At 69.1% G+C, this 17409-nt stretch carries 19 protein-coding genes and 1 pseudogene; 16 read left to right on the forward strand and 4 right to left on the reverse strand.

From position 1 onward, the window contains the following. Positions 1–510: 510 nt before the first annotated feature. Positions 511–4764 (reverse strand): MobF family relaxase, encoded by a 4254-nt coding sequence (gene mobF, locus ACWF79_RS32335; protein WP_453731746.1) that lies wholly within the window; start codon positions 4762–4764, stop codon positions 511–513. 924 nt (positions 4765–5688) lie between these two features. Here mobF and ACWF79_RS32340 point away from each other — a divergent pair. From ACWF79_RS32340 to ACWF79_RS32360, 5 genes are all read left to right on the forward strand, one after another. Next, positions 5689–6330 carry a hypothetical protein gene (locus ACWF79_RS32340; RefSeq protein WP_453731747.1) on the forward strand — a complete coding sequence of 214 codons (642 nt, stop codon included), beginning with the start codon at positions 5689–5691 and terminating at the stop codon, positions 6328–6330. Between the two features lie 65 nt (positions 6331–6395). Then, positions 6396–7199 carry a hypothetical protein gene (locus tag ACWF79_RS32345; protein WP_453731748.1) on the forward strand — a complete coding sequence of 268 codons (804 nt, stop codon included), beginning with the start codon at positions 6396–6398 and terminating at the stop codon, positions 7197–7199. A 192-nt stretch (positions 7200–7391) separates the two neighbouring features. Next, positions 7392–7997: a hypothetical protein gene (locus tag ACWF79_RS32350; RefSeq protein ID WP_453731749.1), complete on the forward strand. Its 606-nt coding sequence runs from the start codon at positions 7392–7394 to the stop codon at positions 7995–7997. A 101-nt stretch (positions 7998–8098) separates the two neighbouring features. Continuing rightward, positions 8099–8305 carry a hypothetical protein gene (locus ACWF79_RS32355; RefSeq protein ID WP_453731750.1) on the forward strand — a complete coding sequence of 69 codons (207 nt, stop codon included), beginning with the start codon at positions 8099–8101 and terminating at the stop codon, positions 8303–8305. Next, complete coding sequence (locus ACWF79_RS32360) at positions 8298–8558, forward strand: hypothetical protein (RefSeq protein ID WP_453731751.1); 261 nt, start codon at positions 8298–8300, stop codon at positions 8556–8558. The genes ACWF79_RS32355 and ACWF79_RS32360 overlap by 8 nt, the downstream gene beginning before the upstream one ends. A gap of 68 nt (positions 8559–8626) precedes the next feature. On the opposite strand, the gene ACWF79_RS32365 is transcribed toward ACWF79_RS32360, so the two are convergent. Next, positions 8627–9310, reverse strand: coding sequence for an HNH endonuclease family protein (locus ACWF79_RS32365; RefSeq protein ID WP_453731752.1), 684 nt, complete (start codon positions 9308–9310; stop codon positions 8627–8629). Positions 9311–9560: 250 nt separating this feature from the next. Here ACWF79_RS32365 and ACWF79_RS32370 point away from each other — a divergent pair, with 250 nt between their 5' ends. Next, on the forward strand, positions 9561–9737 hold the full coding sequence (locus ACWF79_RS32370) for a hypothetical protein (protein WP_453731753.1): 177 nt from the start codon (positions 9561–9563) through the stop codon (positions 9735–9737). 294 nt (positions 9738–10031) lie between these two features. On the opposite strand, the gene ACWF79_RS32375 is transcribed toward ACWF79_RS32370, so the two are convergent. Then, positions 10032–10418 (reverse strand): hypothetical protein, encoded by a 387-nt coding sequence (locus ACWF79_RS32375; protein ID WP_453731754.1) that lies wholly within the window; start codon positions 10416–10418, stop codon positions 10032–10034. Between the two features lie 87 nt (positions 10419–10505). Here ACWF79_RS32375 and ACWF79_RS32380 point away from each other — a divergent pair, with 87 nt between their 5' ends. Beyond that, positions 10506–11234, forward strand: coding sequence for a CBS domain-containing protein (locus ACWF79_RS32380; RefSeq protein ID WP_453731755.1), 729 nt, complete (start codon positions 10506–10508; stop codon positions 11232–11234). 71 nt (positions 11235–11305) lie between these two features. Beyond that, positions 11306–12148, forward strand: a pseudogene (locus tag ACWF79_RS32385) (IS5 family transposase). A 47-nt stretch (positions 12149–12195) separates the two neighbouring features. Here the strand turns inward: ACWF79_RS32385 and ACWF79_RS32390 are convergent. Beyond that, on the reverse strand, positions 12196–12729 hold the full coding sequence (locus ACWF79_RS32390; protein WP_453731756.1) for a hypothetical protein: 534 nt from the start codon (positions 12727–12729) through the stop codon (positions 12196–12198). 153 nt (positions 12730–12882) lie between these two features. Between ACWF79_RS32390 and ACWF79_RS32395 the strand changes: the two genes are divergently transcribed. From ACWF79_RS32395 to ACWF79_RS32430, 8 genes are all read left to right on the forward strand, one after another. Next, a complete protein-coding gene (locus ACWF79_RS32395) occupies positions 12883–13164 on the forward strand; it encodes a hypothetical protein (RefSeq protein ID WP_453731757.1) in 282 nt (93 codons plus the stop codon). 216 nt (positions 13165–13380) lie between these two features. Further along, a complete protein-coding gene (locus ACWF79_RS32400; protein ID WP_453731758.1) occupies positions 13381–13995 on the forward strand; it encodes a GNAT family N-acetyltransferase in 615 nt (204 codons plus the stop codon). 120 nt (positions 13996–14115) lie between these two features. Next, positions 14116–14610, forward strand: a complete 495-nt coding sequence (locus ACWF79_RS32405) for a hypothetical protein (protein WP_453731759.1) — start codon at positions 14116–14118, stop codon at positions 14608–14610. Positions 14611–14621: 11 nt separating this feature from the next. Further along, a complete protein-coding gene (locus ACWF79_RS32410; protein ID WP_453731760.1) occupies positions 14622–15017 on the forward strand; it encodes a hypothetical protein in 396 nt (131 codons plus the stop codon). A gap of 25 nt (positions 15018–15042) precedes the next feature. Next, positions 15043–15261, forward strand: coding sequence for a hypothetical protein (locus ACWF79_RS32415; RefSeq protein ID WP_453731761.1), 219 nt, complete (start codon positions 15043–15045; stop codon positions 15259–15261). Positions 15262–15285: 24 nt separating this feature from the next. Beyond that, positions 15286–15549 carry a hypothetical protein gene (locus tag ACWF79_RS32420; RefSeq protein ID WP_453731762.1) on the forward strand — a complete coding sequence of 88 codons (264 nt, stop codon included), beginning with the start codon at positions 15286–15288 and terminating at the stop codon, positions 15547–15549. 350 nt (positions 15550–15899) lie between these two features. Continuing rightward, entirely contained in the window at positions 15900–16400 is a 501-nt protein-coding gene (locus ACWF79_RS32425) for an SMI1/KNR4 family protein (RefSeq protein ID WP_453731763.1), read from the forward strand. A 524-nt stretch (positions 16401–16924) separates the two neighbouring features. Beyond that, a complete protein-coding gene (locus ACWF79_RS32430) occupies positions 16925–17185 on the forward strand; it encodes a hypothetical protein (protein WP_453731764.1) in 261 nt (86 codons plus the stop codon). Positions 17186–17409: the final 224 nt, after the last annotated feature.

The following is a 17409-nucleotide window of genomic DNA, read 5'->3' on the forward strand; positions in this document are numbered from 1 at the left end:
CCCCAACTTTCGGGGATTCTTCGCACGGCCTAGGCCATACATTGAGGGCGCTGACGTTGCGACTTTGATCGGGTCTGGCGCCAGCAGTCGGGCATGAGCTCCGGGGGGTGGTGCCCTCGGAGCCGCCCGACGCTTGACCAATGGGCCTCTGCGCGGGGTCGCAAAAAATGATCAACATGTCACGACGGGTGGCGGTGCCTCTACCGAGTTGAGGGCGTCGCCACTCTCCTGTTTTTTGGGGACGATCGATCACGTCGTTCGGATTCCGTACCCCGGTAAGGGGTGCAGAGCAGATCACTCACTACGGTCAATACGATTCCCGGGTTCAAAGCTGCGCGCGAGACATGAGTCACATCGACTAAATCCGTTGCGCTTTAACGTTTCTGACCAGCGGTCATGTATCGGGCGGCGCGTCGAAGCGGGGCGTGGCCTCGGCAGACGGAGCTTCGGCAGCGGACACACGCACACACAGTCGAGAGGTCGCACACCTCGTGGCAACGGGCAGGTCGCTCAACGTCCGCGAGACGGGCCGGAGCGGCCCTGGGTCGGCGGCTGGTACCGGTACTCGCTCTGCGCGCGCCGGGCGTTCTCGCGGGACTGCATGGCGGCCTGCTGCCGTGCCTGCTTGATGTACTCGGCGCGCTGCCGGGTCTCAGTGGCGTGCTGGGTGGGAGCCTGGGTCGCCATGCGCGAGCGGAGCGTCTTCTCCTCCTGCAGCTTGCCCGCCGTGGTGGTGTGCTTCTGCGCGATGCCGCGCTGCTCGGTGGCCTGACGCTCGGCAAGGTCGGCCTTGCGGGCGACCTCGCGGTTGGTGACCCGCTCGATCTCCGGGAGGCGTTCGCGCATCGAGGTGAGCCGGCTGCGGAGCTCGTCGACGTCGCGGGGGCCTTCCCGACGGGAGCCCTGCGCCTCGAAGATGCCGATCGTCTCCGGGCTGCGGATCGCGGCCCATGCCTCACGTACGGCGGTCTCGGCGGCCCGTCCGGCACGGAGGGTCTCGTTGTAGGCCTCGCTCTCCTTCTTCGCGTACTCGACGGCGATCTCCATCGTCTCCTTGCGGCTGGTGCCGGCCAGCCGCAGCGCCAGGCGGGACTTCTTCTTGGCCTCCTCGACCTGCCGATTGACCTGCTGCGCCTGCCGCACGGTCTCGTACGCCTGGTGCAGGTTGCCGCGCTCCGTGGCGGCGAGGGCGGCGAGCTCGTCGGCGCGGTCCAGGACCGTGGCGACCTCGCGGGCCCGCTCCTGGCCGGGGGTGACGGGCGCAGCCAGGGCCTCGCGCTTGGCCTCGGCCTGGCGGGTGAGGTCGGCGGCCAGGCGCTCGGCACGGTTGCCCTCGGCGGTGTACTGGGCGATGAGCGAGGTGAGCCGCTGCGCGGACAGGTGCCCGTACTTGCGGTCGCCCCACGGCTCAAACTCCGGCTCCGGCCGCTGCTCCTGCTTCGGCTCGGGGCGCGAGGCGAACCCGGCAGCGAACAGCCGCTCCAGGCGGGCCTTCTGCTCGCCAGTCATCTGCGGGACGTCGCCGTCCTGCAGCCGTTCCCGGGCAGCGTCCAGATGGGCTTGGCGGGCCGCTGCGCGTTCGGCGGCCGCGTCGGGTTCCGCCGGGGCGGGGGCAGCCTGTGTGGCGTCCTCAGCGGGCTCCTGGCGCTGCTGAACCGTGTCGGTGCGCTCCTGCTCACCGTGGCGGTGGGCGGCGGGGGCCTCGACGGTCTGCTCGTGCTCGGGCTGCACCTGGTGCGGGATCAGCGCGGCGGGCGGGGCCTCGGGCGCCGGCGCGAGCTCGTCGGAGACCATCCGGTCGTCGGTGTCGTGCTCCAGGGAGTCGGCGTACGCGGCGACCGTCCGCTCCAGGCGCTCCTGGTCGCTGCGGGCCTCGCCGAGACGCAGGCGGGTCTCCTCGCTCTCGACGACGTCGGCGGGCAGCCACAGGTGAGTGGCGATCCGGTCGCGGGAGATCGCCGGGTACAGGTCGTTCGCGGCCGCGCCCACGCCGTAGACCAGCGTGTAGTCGCAGGTGAGTCCCTGCGCCGACGCGATGGTCATCGCGTAGCCGTGCTGCAGGGCGCCGTCGGCGATCTGGTCGGCGGTGATCCAGGCCCGTTCGACGTCGTATCCGCCGTCGTCGGCGGGGCGCCGCCACTCGACCGAGACGCCGCCCTTGGACGCGTAGGTGACCTGTCCGCGGTAGCCGTTGAGGACGTCGACGTCGCCGCCCCGGCGGGTCCGGTAGTCGTTGCGCTTGATCCGGACGACGTCCCCGGCCGCGAGCTCCAGGCACTCGCCACCGGCCAGCGCGAACGACTGGCCACCAGCGAGCTCACCGTCCTTCTTGCGCAGTTCGCGGGCACCGAGGTTGAGGACCTCGACGTCCGTGTTCCGGGCGGCAAGGACGACCAGGTCCTCGATCTGGTCGTGGACGTCGCCCTCCATGCGGGCGACGGTGTCCTTCCACGCGCCGAGCATCGCGCTGTACGCGTCGTCGGGCGTACGGACCGCGTGGACACGGCCGTGCTCGGCGAGCATCGACAGCGCGGTGCGCCGTCCGCCGTCCAGCCACGCCTCCAGCGCCGCCCGCTCCACCGCGTCGGTCTGCCGGCGGTTCTCGCTGAGCTCCAGGCCGTCGACGATCTCGTGGGCGCGCCGGAAGCCGCCGCCGACGCCGATCGCCTTCAGCTGTGCCCAGTCGCCGATCTGGACGACCTTCACGCCGTACTCGGCGGCCGCGGTGAGCAGCTCGGCGACGTCGCGGTCGTCGACCATGGCGGCCTCTTCGAGGACCAGGACGTCGGCGTCGGCCATGCGGCGACCGCCGTCGCGGATGTCCATCAGCCAGGTCGCCACCGTCGCCGAAGCGATGCCGGATTCGGCCTGCAGCTTGGAGGCGGCGACCGCCGCGGTGGCGGCACCGGCCACGCGAAGGCCGACCGCTTCCCAGCCCATCCGGGCCGCCGACATGATGGTCGTCTTGCCGGTGCCAGCCTTGCCGCGCGTGACGTCGACGCCGTGTCCGGCGGTGAGGAACCGCAGGGTGACGGCGCGCTGCTCGTCGGACATGACGAACGGTCGGAGCGGGTCGGTGGTGCGCTGCGCCTCGAACGCGGCAATAGCGAGCTCGGCCGCGTCCACGGTGAGCTGAGCGGCGCCCTCGTTCAGCCGCTCGACGGCGGTGTCGGTGATGGTCTGCTCGGCCGCCAGGATCGAGGCATGGGTGTAGCGCTGGGGGTTGGTCAGGTGCACCAGGCCCTTGGTGGGCAGTGCGACGGCCTCGCCGTCGACGGCGAGTACGGCGTCGGTGAGGGCCTCGGCGGCGGCGATGTCGGGCACGCCGAACGGGCAGGCGTCGATGACATGGGCCAGGACGTCGGCGCGGGTGACGGACTTCCGCGACTCGGTCAGGCCGCCCTCGCGCCGCCAGATGAACGCGGCGATCTCCTCGGGTGAGGGCATGACCGGGCCGCCGCCCGGGCCCGCGACGGGTGGGCCGTCGGGGCCCTCCGGGCCGGGGATCGCGCGGCGGATCATCGCATCGACGTCATCGACGACGTCATCGGCGCGTGACCGCCAGGCGGCCCGCACGTCCGCCTGGGTGATGGTGGTGTTCTTGCCCTCGGCGAGTTGCCGGGCGATGAGTTTCTGCTCGCCGGTCGTTGCGTCGGCGGCGGCTGCAGTGATCTGAGCGTTGCGGCGGGAGAACGCACGGCGCAGCGTCTCGTCGATGCCCACGACTTCCCAGGCGCCGGTCTCGGCGTGCCGCTCCCAGCGCATCCCGAACCGCTCTCCGGTCACCTGCCGCAACCTTGCCTTCACCAGGGCGTCGGCGGCGTGCGCGTGGCGCATGATGTCGCGGCCGCCGGCCCCGATGGTGCGCCACTTCCCGTCCTCGGCTAGCGCCATGTTCGCCACGTTGCCGTGGACGTGCAGGTGCGGGTCGCCGACCTCGCCTCCGACGGGGCGGGCGGAGTAGTGCACGGTCATCCAGCCGAGGAACCCGCTCGTGCCGACGCGGTCGGCGGTCTTGCCGTTGCCGTGCTCCCCCGCCATCGCGTACGCGGCCCAGCGCTCCATCGCGCCGAACGTCTCCCGGGCCACCTCGAGGAACGCGCCGCGTAGTTCCTCGGATAACTCCTCACCCGCGAGCGCCACGGCGGCGCTGTAACTCTTCGACAGATCCAGCGTCACGTCGTAGCCGCGGTTGCCGACACGGATCCGAGCCTCGGCGTACTGGCGGGCCTCCTCCACGTGCGCGTGCCCGTACAGCTCAGTGAGGTTGATGCCGGCCGCGTCGGCGAGTTCCTCCGCCGCGGGTAAGGGGACGCGGTGGCGGTCGCCCTCGCGGTGCACACCACGCTGCAGGCGGGCGAACCGCTTGGACCGTTTATCGTCGCCGCCGAGCAGCTCGTCGACGCTGACACCGCGCTCGGCGGCGGCCACCTCGATCGCCTCGGCGAGCAGCCGCGCCTGAACCTTGCCGCGCGGGTCGACGGCGACCTTCGGAGTCACCAGCACCTCGCCGGTCCACGGGTGCCGGCCGTCCATCAGCAACCGGGCCTGGTCCTTGTCGACGGCCTGCCCGGCGACCAGACCGACCTCCTGCAGGCCGCCCCCGATCCACTCCAGATCACGCGCTTGACCGAGGCGGTAGTCGACCTGCGCGTCGGTCTTTTCCGTCTCCTGTTCCTGGTGCTCCAGGTCGCATCCGCACTGCCCAGTGAGCCGGTACTCGACCTGCTGCATGTCCGGGCCCAACGTGGTCACCCACGCCATCGCTTCCACCCCCTCCCCCGCTGCTGCTCTCGAATTCTGCCGTATGGCGCAGGCCATACCTTGGTACTTCCCAAGATCCTGTCGTGTGAACGTGCTCAGTCGGGTGCTCGGACCGACGCCGACGCCATCGAGTCCCCCTTTCCGCTTCCTCGTCGACACCGGCGCCCCGGCACTTTCAGCACGGGCACACCTGACGGCGCCACGTTGCTGACTAGACGTGTGTCTTTACTGGGAAGAGGGCGTTGAGCCGAGGTGTGCCGGCCCCTGAGGCGAGCCGGGGTATCCCGCCCCTCGTCGTGGCCCTGCCGGTCTCGTCCTGCGCTTCGCACCCGGCCCCCTCTTGGACGGTGTCCAGGGCGGCGTGGAACGCGTCTCCGCAGTCGTCGTCTTGGCCGGTCAGCTCGTCGAAGACCTCCTGCGCCACGTAGTCGAGCTCCGCTGGACGTCCCCACCCGCCCCCGGCTGGCCGCCTGCATCGGCAGGTCAGTCGACACGGTCGACCGGAGCACGAAGCGCCTCGAGGCCCGTGGTCTTCTCCGTGTCCACCGCCAGGCCGACCCTGACAACCCGAAGCTGATGCTGCCGAGCGAGTACGAACTGCTCGACCACGAGCTGTGGGATCAGCGCGCTGCGGATAGGGCAGCGCGACGGGCTGCCCGCAGCTCTGTCGGAACTTCTACCAGCTCGGAGGGTGGCCGCACCCATGCGGCGGGGGGTGGCCGCATGGGTGCGGCGGTAAAAGAAGGTAGAGAAGTAGAAGAAGAGAAAGGGGGAGAGGAGGCGTCTTCGACGCGTAGCGTCGTGGACGGGCGTAGCCCTTCAACCTCAGGTAGTAGTGCGCGTGAGGCCGAAAGCGGCTCCGCCGCGTCCAGCAAGAAGTCCCCCTCCTCGAAGCCCCAGCACACCCGCGGACAGCTCGCCCGGGTGCGCGCCGTCCGCGCGTACTTCCCCGAGCACTTCCTCAACGGCTGGACGAACCCCGACACCGGCACTGTCCACAAGCCGCTGCCGGACGTACGGGAGCTGTCCCAGGCCATCCTCGACGCCCTCGCCGGCGACGTCCCGGCCGCGGACCGGACCGTGGAGCAGCTCGGCGCCCGTATCGCCCAGAGGTGGCGCGACCACGGCTGGGCCGACAGGTTCTACACCGGCCAGATCCACAGCCCCGTAGGCGCCGCCGTGGCGCTCGTACGCCCGCTGAAGGGATCCGACCGGTACGGGTGCGCCAACCCCCGCTGCGACGCCGGACGGGACGTAGATACCCACCAGGAGTGCCTCGTGTGCCCCGAACGCCTCGCCGCCCGCAGCGCCGCCCGACGTGCGCCCGCACCTGCATCACCTGATCCGGACGTTTCCGCCGAACTGCCTCAGCAGCGAAACCACCGGCCCTACCGTGAGTGTTCGTGCCGCGAGCTCATCCCGAAGGACAGCACCGGCGACCTGTGCCCGGCCTGCCGCCGGGAGGCCGACGACGCCGCGGAGACCGCCCGCATCAGGGCGCAGCTCGCCGCCCAGTACGGCACCGCTGACCAGATCGATGCGTACGTCAGCAACGCCCCGTTCTAACCCGCCCCGGCCCGGCGCCACATCAGGCGTCGGGCCCCAGCTTGCACTCACCAAAGGACGTCACCGTGACCGAAGCACCCGACCTTCACCTTCGCTGGAGCGACAGCGAGGACACATCGGGATACGTGAACGATCTCGCCAGCGCGGCAGAGCAGGTTGCCGACGACGCCCACGAACCGACCGACACAATGGCCCTCGCCGTGACCGCCGCCATCGCCAGCGCAGGCCTCGGAAAGTCCCTGGGACACGAATGGGCCATCTACACACCCCAGGACGCTGCGGTGGTGGCCTCAGCCATCAACGCCACCCTCCAAGACTCTGCGGCCAACCTCCGTCTTCTCGAGCAGGCTGTCCGCAGCATCGCTGCGCGCGGAGAGGTCTCGATCCCCACGCCAACGGAGTCAGGCGAAGACAACCTGGCCGACGCACTGGACCACCTCACCCGTGCCGCAAACGAGATCCAGGCCGGCCTGGATCTGCTTCCTCCCGCCATTCACGCTCTCAACGCCGCACCCTGCAGCTACCGGTCACCCGAAGATGTCCACGCCACTGTTGTCGCTGTGGCAGCGCTACTTGGTGACCAGGCGGAGATCATCACCAAACTCGAGGACTGCCGCGCCGACCAAGGCGACCAGGATGACCCTTGCGGTTGCGTCCTTGAAATCTCGGCGCCGGGTGAGCGGTACTTCTTCGACTACTCGGACAGCGGATGGTCGCTGCTACGTCACAGCGCCGCCGTGACCAACGCAGACGGAAACATGGTCTGGAATGGAACGAACACTCTGGACGTCAAGGAGGCCACCGTTCACCCTCACCAGCTGGTCGAGGAGATCAAGCGGACCATGGATGTCGACGCGGCCCGTGCCTGAATCCGGCAGCCAGTCAGGGTAGGCGCCCGCTACGGTGGCCGGCGGTGGTTCGCCTTCGGGTGAGTGCTTCGTCGGCCCGCCCTCGTGCCCCCGGTCCGCGCTCTGGACGGGGGCACTGGCGGCATTCGCCAGCGCGCTGTCGGCGGTGGCTGCGATGCTTGGCCCGGTAGACCAGCTGACGGGGAGGCACTGATGTCAGGATTCGCACGCGACCCGAAGTATTACGGCGACCGGCTGGTCTACGAACCCCTCGAGAGCAAGTGGTCCCGCTACCACAACACCCACTGCGGCTGCGGGCAGGACTGGCTCACCGCCCACGCCATCCCGGCCGGCTTCACCGTCATCCCGCGCGGCAAGACCGGCTACTACGGCCTGGTCGGCCCGGGCCTGACCGAAGGTGTCGACGAGACCGCGCTCACGGCCAACGCTCTGTGGGAGGCCGTCACCGGGAAGCCCGGGACGCAGACGTGGCACGAGCAGGTCCGCGTCACCTGCCGAAGCCCGGAAGCCGAAGCGGCACGCAAGGCAGCCAATGACGCCTACTACGGCAAGATCCGAGAAGAGAGCGCGAAGCGGCAGGCCGCATCCCAGAAGACGTCGGCCACGGCGAAGCAGCTGAAGTACCTGGCCAGCCTTGCGGAGAAGGTGGGCAAGGAGCGGTTCGACGCCGAGTTCGCGAAGGCGGTCAAGGGGACCGACATCGCGCTGCGGGCACCTCGGGAGCGGACCACTACGGCCTCGAAGCGGCTGACCACCGCAGCGGCCCGGAAGCTGATCGCGGCGCTCTTGGCCTCCTGACCTACCCGCGGCGACTCCAGTGGCCGTCGGACAGCCTGACCCCGTGCCCGGGGCGAGGCTGCTGCGCTAGCCTCGGCGTAGCCGACAACGAGGAGGCCCCGATGGCGCACCTGACCTTCGACGCCGCCGAGCAGCAGCAGCTGCGTGACGCCGCGCGCACGGAGTTCCCCGGGAACCCAGCGCTCGCCTACGTCCTCGAGAACCTCGCCTCCGAAGGCATCGACCTCGACCGGTGCCGCGACTGGGACGACATCCGGGCCGAGAAGGGCCTGCCGCCGCAGAACGGCGAGGCTCCCGAAGTTGCCTAAGCACCCCCGCGGCGGCCGGCGGCCCCGCATCGTGTTCATCGAGCCGGCCGAGACCCAGGTCCGCACCCTCACCACCGTGCAGGTTGCGCAACTCGACGCGGCGCTCAACGAGATCGCCGCCGACCCGGCCGACGTGAAGCCTCACGCCACCGCCACCGCGCTTCGCGACTACCAGCACTCCGGTGTACGGATCGTGTTCTACGCGACCGCGCTCGGCAGCATCCTGATCGTCACCTACATCGAGGTGGACTGACACGACGCCTGCAACCGGATGAGCCGACGAGCGCGGGCGTGCAGGCCCGCGCTCGTCCGGGTCTACGGCTACGGCGCCGGGGTGTAGTGGACGACGGTAGTCTCGCACGGGCCGCCCGCGTAGACCTTGATGGCGTCGATCTCGGCCTGGTCGGCACTCAGCCCCCAGCGGAGCTTGGTCGCGGTCCACTCAGCCAGGTAGCGGCAGGTGGCACCCGGGGCCGGAGGCATCCACGTCGCCGGGTCCTGGTCGGCCTTCTGACGGTTCGTCCGCGCCGTCACCGCGACCAGGCTGGTGGACGCGTCCTGGTCGTTCGCGTACGCCTCGCGACGCTTCGCGTCCCAGACAGAGGCACCGGAGTCCCAGGCCTCGGCGAGCGGGACCATGTGGTCGATATCCAACTTGGCGGGGTCGGTGACTTCCTGCTCGTCGTAGTACGACAGCCACTCCCCCTCGCCGACCTTGCAGCCGGCCGCGACCGGCGGAGCTTCGGTCGCCTCGGCGAGCAGGACCTCGGCGCGGGTGTTGCAACCGTCCGCCGGATCCAGGCCGGTGTTCCAGTGCTTGAACTTGTCCCGGGTGTACCCGGTCCTGCTCTCCTCGGCGACGGGGATCTGGTCGATGCCGTAGGTGAGCGGGAAGGTCTGCGCGGCGGGCGCAGCGTTCGGGGTGGCATGGGCTGAGGCGGGCACGGCGAGCGGGGTCAGGGCGAGGGAGAGCGCGGCGAGGCCGCGAGCAAAGTTCTTGATCACGAACGCTGGATACCGGCGAACCTCGGTCGAGACGAGCGGTTTCGCGTTCGGCTCAGCCAGGCGGGTGAAGAGGTTCACCGCGGAAACGGTCCGCCGTTGCGGCCGTACGGCAGACACTGCCGCAGGGTGCGCGGCAGACTATCCCCGGACACGGCGGGAAGGGGAAGCGATGGCGTCGCGCTCACGGAAGTACACCCGGCCCGGGGCGGACCCAGAGGGCCGCTTCCGTCCCGTCCCCACCCCAGAGCAGGTGCAGCGCGCCGAGGAGATTCAGCGAGCCCTGGCGCCCGTGCCGCCCTCGCGGGTCGTGCGATCGGACGCCTGGTACGGCAGCAGCAGGCAGGACGCGAAGGTCAACCTGCCATTTCGATGGATGCTGATCATCGGCGTCCCCATTCTGATCGTCTGGCTCCTGACGCTCGAGTGAGTCTTGTCCGCCGGGCTCGGCCGTCCTACCGGAACTAGGCCGTTTCCTTCGGATCACATGCCGTCGGTGCCGGTCGCATCCATGCACACCGGACAACGGTCAGAGCTGCGGTCCGCGCTGTGACGGGAAGAACATATGGGCGTTGCTCCCACCACAGGACCTCCTGGCCAGGCAGCTCACGTATGCGGGTGGTGAGCCGACGCCCGCCCCGGCGGCGGTCCCTTTGCATCGAGAGCGCCAGCCAGGGCAAGCGGTACACAGCCACCACCGCGGACTGGTCACCGAGTCCCCAAGTCATTTCTGGGTGAGGAACTGGATGCCGGTCTCGGTGTTGAGGATGTAGCAGCCGACCAGGACGAGAACCCCGAATAGGCCGTTGGCGAACGCTGCGCGGGGCTTCACGTCGTCCGTCCCGGCCATGTAGCCCCATTCCTTCATCGCCCACGGGAAAAGGCCCCACAGCCCGACGAGGGTGACCAGGCACCAGAACCGGGGCGCGGTCGGGCCTGGGAGGTGCTTCGCCAGGATCCCTGCCTGCAGGGCGATCGCGGCCACCAGCAGGTCCAGGCCGAAGGCGAGATCCTCCGGGGACCGTCCACTCGGACGGCTCTGCGCCTTGCCGACCAGCACCCCGAAGGCGCACGCTAACGTGACTAGGACCCCCTCGATAAAATCGGGCATAAGGTGACGCTAGCGACACGTTGGTTGTGAAACCGGACCTGTTACCGCCAACGGAGGACCAGGGCCACTGCAGCACCAGGGAGCGGCATGAAGCGCGCAGACGAGATCATGTCCACCACACCAGCGCTCCTGAGTCCGGAGCAGACGCTGGCCGAAGCTGCCCAGATCCTTTCGCACGATCCCATCGGCGCGGTCCTCATCGGGACTGAAGGCAAGGTCGAAGGCGGGTTGACCGTGCTGAGCGCGCTGAACGCTCTCGGCTCCCACCAGGGCCCGGACACCCCACTCCGTAGCCTCGCCCATGTCACTCCGCTCGTGCACGCACGCGCCGACACCCGAGCTCTGCGCGAGACCTTCCACAGGTTCAAGACCGACCTAGTCGCCGTCGTAGATGCAGCCAAGCACCCCATCGGGCTGATCACCGAAGCCGCACTCGACGCGGCCGAAGGGCAGGACGAGGCGCAAGCCCAGGAGAACGAGCAGGTGGAAGTGGTGGCCGAGCCTGTCGGCCGAGGGGGGAAGCCAATGGCGGAAGACCAGCAGCGACCGCGCTTTAGCGATCGAATGAGATGCCTGTTCCGCGGCGACGGAAGTACCGGAGCCCTCATCCGCAGGTCCACCGTCCTGATCGCCGGATCGCTGCTCGTCCTGGCCGTTGGTGGGGTCCTCGTCCGTAGCCTCTCGGTGAACCCCACGGCTCTGGTCCTCCCCTTTCTCGCAGCGGCTGCCATTCTTACGCTGGTCATGCGCCTGATCTGGGCGGCCTACTATCCCCGTGCCCAGCGCCGCACCAACTCCGAAAAGCCCAGCCGGTGAGCCGCTGGCGACGTTCGACCGTCGGATTCGCCTAGGCGTTTCCTTCGGATCATCTGATCGTTGGTTGATGTGTGTCGTTGACTGATGCCCAGTGGGCACGCATCGAGCCGTTGCTGCCGGATCGGACACCTCGGCGGGGTGGGCGGTGGCGTGATCACCGGCAGGTGATCGACGCGATCGCGTTCAAGTACCGCACCGGGACACCGTGGATGGACCTGCCCGAGCACGTCGGCTCGTGGAAGGCGCCCACAACCGGCTGCGGAAGTGGGCTGCCGACGGAACCTGGGAACGCGTGTTCACTGCCCTGCTCGCCCAGGCCGACGGCGAAGGCAACCTCGACTGGATCGTCTCGGTCGACTCCACCATCGTCCGCGCTCATCAGCACGCCGCCGGGGCCCGTCAAAAGGGGCCCCGGCCGGCGAGCCGGACCACCATGCCCTCGGACGGTCCCGCGGCGGACTGATCACCAAGATCCACCTCGCCGCGGACAGCCACTGCCGTCCGCTCGCGTTTGTCATCACGCCAGGACAGGCCGGTGACGCGCCGGCGTTCCCCGAGGTCATGGCCCGCTTACGGGTGCCACGGCCAATCGGCCGACCCAGGACCACCCCGGACGTCGTGCTTGCCGACAAGGCCTACTCGTCCCGCGCAATTCGCACTCATCTGCGCCGGCGCGGATCCGGGCGGTGATCCCGCAGCCCTCCGACCAGACCGCGAACCGCAAGCGACGGGGGCGCCACGGTGGCCGTCCGCCAGCCTTCGACCGCGAGGCCTACAAGCAGCGGAACACCGTCGAGCGGTGCATCAACAGGCTCAAGCAATGGCGCGGTCTCGCCACCCGCTACGACAAGACCGCCACCATCTACCTCGCCGGACTCCACATCGCCGCCATCTTCATCTGGTCGGCAAGATGATCCGAAAGAATCCGCCTAGCGCCGCGCAGTGTCCGGCGCGGTACGCATCACGTTCCGAGCCGCAGCCATGAAGGCGCACGCTCTTCATCCGCCTTGTCCCTGGCAGTCCAGTACAGCTGGAGCTGGGACGTAGAGACCTCACCGTCGAGCGGGAAGTTGTGGGCGATGGCGACGCTCACCTCCTCTGCTGCGGCCAGCATGGCAAAGACGCGCTGGTCGACCTCGTCGGGCCCGACAAGGTGGAGCGGCTCGGCCGCCCTCCGGATGCCTTCCACCGTGGCGTGAAGTTCCTCGCTGGCCAGGTCAGTGACCTCATCCAAGGTCCCGCCTGGGAAGGTGTGCCACTCACCCAGCCGACCAACGAAGTCGCTGAACTTGGCTTGCGCCTGATCCCACGCAGCCAGAAACACCACATACGTCTCCTGACGTTGCCCGCGGAGCCACTGCCCATGCTCGACGTGCGCCTGGTCGCGGACTGTACGCCGGCCGACCCACACGCCGATGAAGGCTCCAAATAGCGCAACGACGGCTGCTACTCCAGCCGCTATGACGGCCGCCCACCCCTGGTCCATGAGCGTCATCCTGCCGCACTCGTTCCCCTATCTATAACCTATTGCGTACGCAATAGGTTATAGATAGGATGAGGGGCACCCCGAAGACGTCATAGACCCGGGAGAATGACGCGCCGAAACCGCGCAACGCTAGAACCCCTCCCCCTTCCCGAGGAGCCGCACATGCCGGACACCCCTCGCACCGGGCACCCCGCCCTCGCCGACGCGTTGAACGACCTCGCAGACCGCATGGACGCCCACGCGGGCCCTCTCAGCCACGTAGGCCTCGCGAACCTCCTGGCCCGGGTCATCGACGGCCCCCAGGCCACCGGCTCGACGCGCATCACCCAGCCCGAGCTGATGAAAGAAGCAACCAAGGCCGTCGTCACCCACGGCTTCCTCAGCCCCGTCCCGGACGCCCGCCAGGTGCGCGCAGCCGCGGCCGCAGCCCGGGGCGACCAGTGACCGTCCCCCTGCTCCCGCCCACCACCGGCAGCACTGATGGCGATATTCCCCACCCGTGGTCAGAGTCTCCCCAGACCTGCTCGCCTTGGCTCCCCACCCACAGCGCCGCCGAAGGCACCCTTGACGGCTCGACAGGGTGACGCCCCGCCGTTGTAGGCCGTCAGGGCCCGACAAAACCGATCGACAGTCTGATCTTGATTGGATTGGCTGGATGGCATGCCAGACCTGCGTACCGATCGTCTTCTGCTCCGCCAGTGGCGGGAGTCCGACCTCCGGCCATGGGCGGCTATGAACGCCGACCCCGAAGTCCGAGAACATCTCGGGGAAGTGCTGACGCGAGAGCAAAGCGATGCCGCGGTGGCAGGCATGCAGGCCGACTTCGACGAGCGGGGGTTTGGGTGGTGGGCGCTCGAAGCGCGGCAGACTGGTGAGTTCATCGGCCGTGCCGGCCTGGACGAGGTGGGCGAAGACATGCCGTTCGCGGGGGTGGACATCGGTTGGCGGTTGACGCGTTCGGCATGGGGCCACGGTTACGCCACTGAGGCCGCCCTAGCCTGCCTGGCTTTCGGCTTCGAGGCCCTCGGGCTGCCGGAAGTGGTTGCGTCGACGACCGTCAACAACCTTCGCTCGCAGGCAGTGATGCGCCGGATCGGCATGACCCGGGATCCGGCCGACGACTTTGAGGATCCGAGCGTTCCCGAGGGGCCGCTGCGCCAGTGTGTGCTGTACCGGATCCCCTGCAGACATGCTCGCGGCCCACGCCAGCCGGCGGGACACACCCCCCAGCACGGCTCGCACACTCCACGGGCGGCCGGCCCGAGCCACCGTTGACCGCGCAACAGTCCGGGGAACGAAGAGCGGACCGGGTGATTCTCAAGAATCCCCATCAGCACCGTCACCCTCGACATCGAACCCCTCACCAACGGCCCCCGATTCCTCCGCACCCGCCGCATGTCCCGCTGGCACCGCCCCCGCAGCGGCACCCGATACCCCCGCGGACGCGACTGTTTCACCGCCTGGTGCGGCTACTCGATAGGCAGCAGCGACCGTGCCCCCGCCCTCACCACGGAGGAAGTCCCCGACGGCGAGCTGGTGTGCGCGACGTGCGAGGGCCGGGCGATCGGCGCCGGCCAAGAAGAGCAGAACCCTGCAGGCCGCCAGCTGGTGTTCGGCCCCAGGGAGCAGCAGCGGCCCAAGACGTGCCCCGGCTCCCGCCGCGCCCTCCTGGCCCCTCTCCGGGGCGGCACGACGGCCCGCTGCCTGGTCTGCGGGGACACGCACCCCGTTCGCGCCATGGGCGGGCCGCACAACCCGCGCATCGCGATCATCCAGCACCCGCCCGGCGACGCGCTGGTCCAACCGTGTCCGTTCCACCGGTGGCGCCAGCCCACCGTTACCGACAACACCATCCACAGCACCTGCGGCCGCCCCATGCCCGCCCCGTGAGGAGACGCCCCATGTCCTACCCCCAGCTACTCACCCCCGAGGAAAAGCTCGCCGACGCCAAGAAGAGCCTCGCCATCCCGGAGATCGTCGTCATCTGCGGCTCCACCCGTTTCATGGAGGAGATGGCGGACGTCGACCGCGAGCTGACGTTCGCCGGCCACATCGTCGTCAAGCCCGGCTGCGACATGAAGACCCCGCACCCCCTGTGGGCCGACCCGGCGGACGCGGAGGACCTGAAGTCCCGCCTCGACGACCTGCACCGGGCGAAGATCCGGCTCGCCGACCGCGTCCTCGTCGTCGGCGATTACATTGGCGACAGCACCCGCGCCGAGATCGCCTACGCCCGCTCCCTCGGCAAGCCCGTCGACTTCACCCACCCCGAGGTCGACCCCACGAGGCAGCCGTGACCACGGTTCTCACGCCTGACCGGCGTTGGCCTGCAAGGGCGGCATCGGCGTCGCCCACCAGGGTCCGACAGCCACCACCGACTCCCTGACCGTCGCACTCGCCACCGTCCTCGACGCCCAGACCCGAACCCGGGCTGCCGCCGTGGCCGACACGATGCGCACCGACGGAGCCACCGTCGCCGCACATCTGCTCCTCGATGCGGCTGGCACGCAATGGCCGCCCGCCACCGGCCTCGGGGAGTGACCGGTCGGCACGTCGGACGTGTCCATGCGGCAACCTGTAGCGCGCACCGACGTGAAGCCGAAGGAGAAGGACATGGCGCGGGGGCACATCCACAGGCCGGCTGACGTGGCCCCGGGCACGGTCACCCTGTGTGCGACGAGGGAGCTGCCGGGCGGACTTCAGTGGGCACATCTGCCCGTGTACCAGTCCTTATGGGCCGACGAGGAGCTGCGCGAGGGCTTCCGTGTCCGGGTGCGGCGCACGGTGGGCGACCCATCGGCGCCGGTCGAGGTCGTCGAAGGCGCGTAACGCGGTCGCGCGAAGAGCCTCGTTCGGGTGACCAGGCGCCGGGAGAGGTCCGCCGCGGAGATCACGAAGAGGGCGCGCCGCATATGCCGACGGTTCTTTCATGCACACCTCTGTTGCCCAGGCAGGGCGCGGTGACAGGGTGTGCGCACGCGCGGTCCTCGCAGACCACCCCCGGAGAGGGATCGCGCACTTGGTTGGCCCCGTCTGCCGCCCAGCGGGCGGGGCCGCGCCGCCCCTTCCCGGCTCCCCACGGGAAGGGTCCAGGCGTGCCCTCGGACCGAGAACAGCACAGCTGGATTGAAGCTCCTATAGATCGTCAAGCCGGGCTGCGAGGTCCATAGGATGCGGTCGTGGCTCGGTTTGATGAGGTTAAGGCGACGTTCTGGGGCGAGGGCCTGTATGGGGTTCAACCACCACTGACGGGCGCGGTCGTTCAGGATGCCGAGCGTCAGCTCGGCGTCCGCCTGCCGGGTTCGTTGCTGGAGATCCTGCGGGTCCAGAACGGCGGCCTGGTGGCGGAGTTGTGGAACGCGTTCCCGACCGATGTGCCGACCTCGTGGAGCGAGAATCACGTCCCGCTCGACGACATGATGGGCATCGGGCGTCACGATGGCCGGCTGTCATTGCTGGACACGGCCTACTTGGTCGAAGAGTGGGGTCTTCCGTCTCCCATAGTTCTGCTTTCCGGTGACGGCCACTGCTGGATCGCGCTCGACTACCGGGCATGTGGGGAGCACGGGGAGCCGTCCGTGACGTGGTTCGACGTGGACACCGACACGGAGCTCCCGTTGGCCGCGGACTTCCAGTCGTTCGTCGAGCGGCTGACTGCGGCTGGGTCGTTCGACCTTTGATGACGCGGACGGCAGCCGATCGGCGTCATGATCTGGCTCCGGCCAAGCCCGCCGTGTTCAGGATGCTCGTGCTCCTGAGGTGCCTGTAGACCTCGCGGGCAACGAACCTCTTGAGTTCGTTTCGAACGGCTGCGTGTCCAGGTGGCGGCGACCGAGTCGATCACTGCCGTTTGGTGGACGTCCGTGTGCGTGTCGATCCCGCCGATCACCGCTATCTCGGGCGCTGTCATGCTCGGCTCTGCCGTCCTTCCGTATGGGTACTGGATCGCCGTGTGCTGCCAGGTCGACGGACAAGACAGTGATGAAGCTGGTGGCCAAGCTCCTATGAGGTCACGGACACCCGCGAGCACACGCGATGGCGTCGTCCGGTGGCCGACGATTCAATCCACGGACAGTCAAAACGTCAGTCAGACCCAGAGTCAGACCCCCGAACGACGCCAAGGACATCCTCACTGTCAGACCCCCCTCGTAGCGTCGTGACCGACGGCCGGACCACGCCGGCCCCACGAAGCACGGGAGCGGCCATGGGTGAGATCAGCGTCGACCGGCAGCACCTCGACCATCTGCTGGCCGACAGCACGAGCGCATACGGCGCCCCCTATCAAGAAGCGTTCGCCGCACTCGCCGCCTCGCACCGCGGCAGGCCGACGTCGGAGATCCTGCCGCTACTCCGGGCCGCTGCCGACCGGGCCCTCCTCGGCTTCACCCCGGCCGATCTCCGCGAGCAGGCCGAAGCCATCAGCACCGGCGCGCCCTACACCCTGCGGATCATCGTGACCGGATGACCGAGGGCGTGCGATCACGCGCGGAGTCTGCATAGCCTGAGCCCAGGATCCCAGGGGGGCACCTGGAGGACGCGATGCCCGGTCGTACGCTCTGGAGCGGCGCCATCAGCTTTGGATTGGTCACCGTGCTTATCTAGAGGTGGTTCTCGGGTGTGAGGGACGTGAGGCCAGGGTTCCTTCGTCTGCGTGACTGATGGATATCTGATAGGTCGCTGAGCTGTTTG

The organism is Streptomyces sp. NPDC054975, assembly GCF_053609105.1.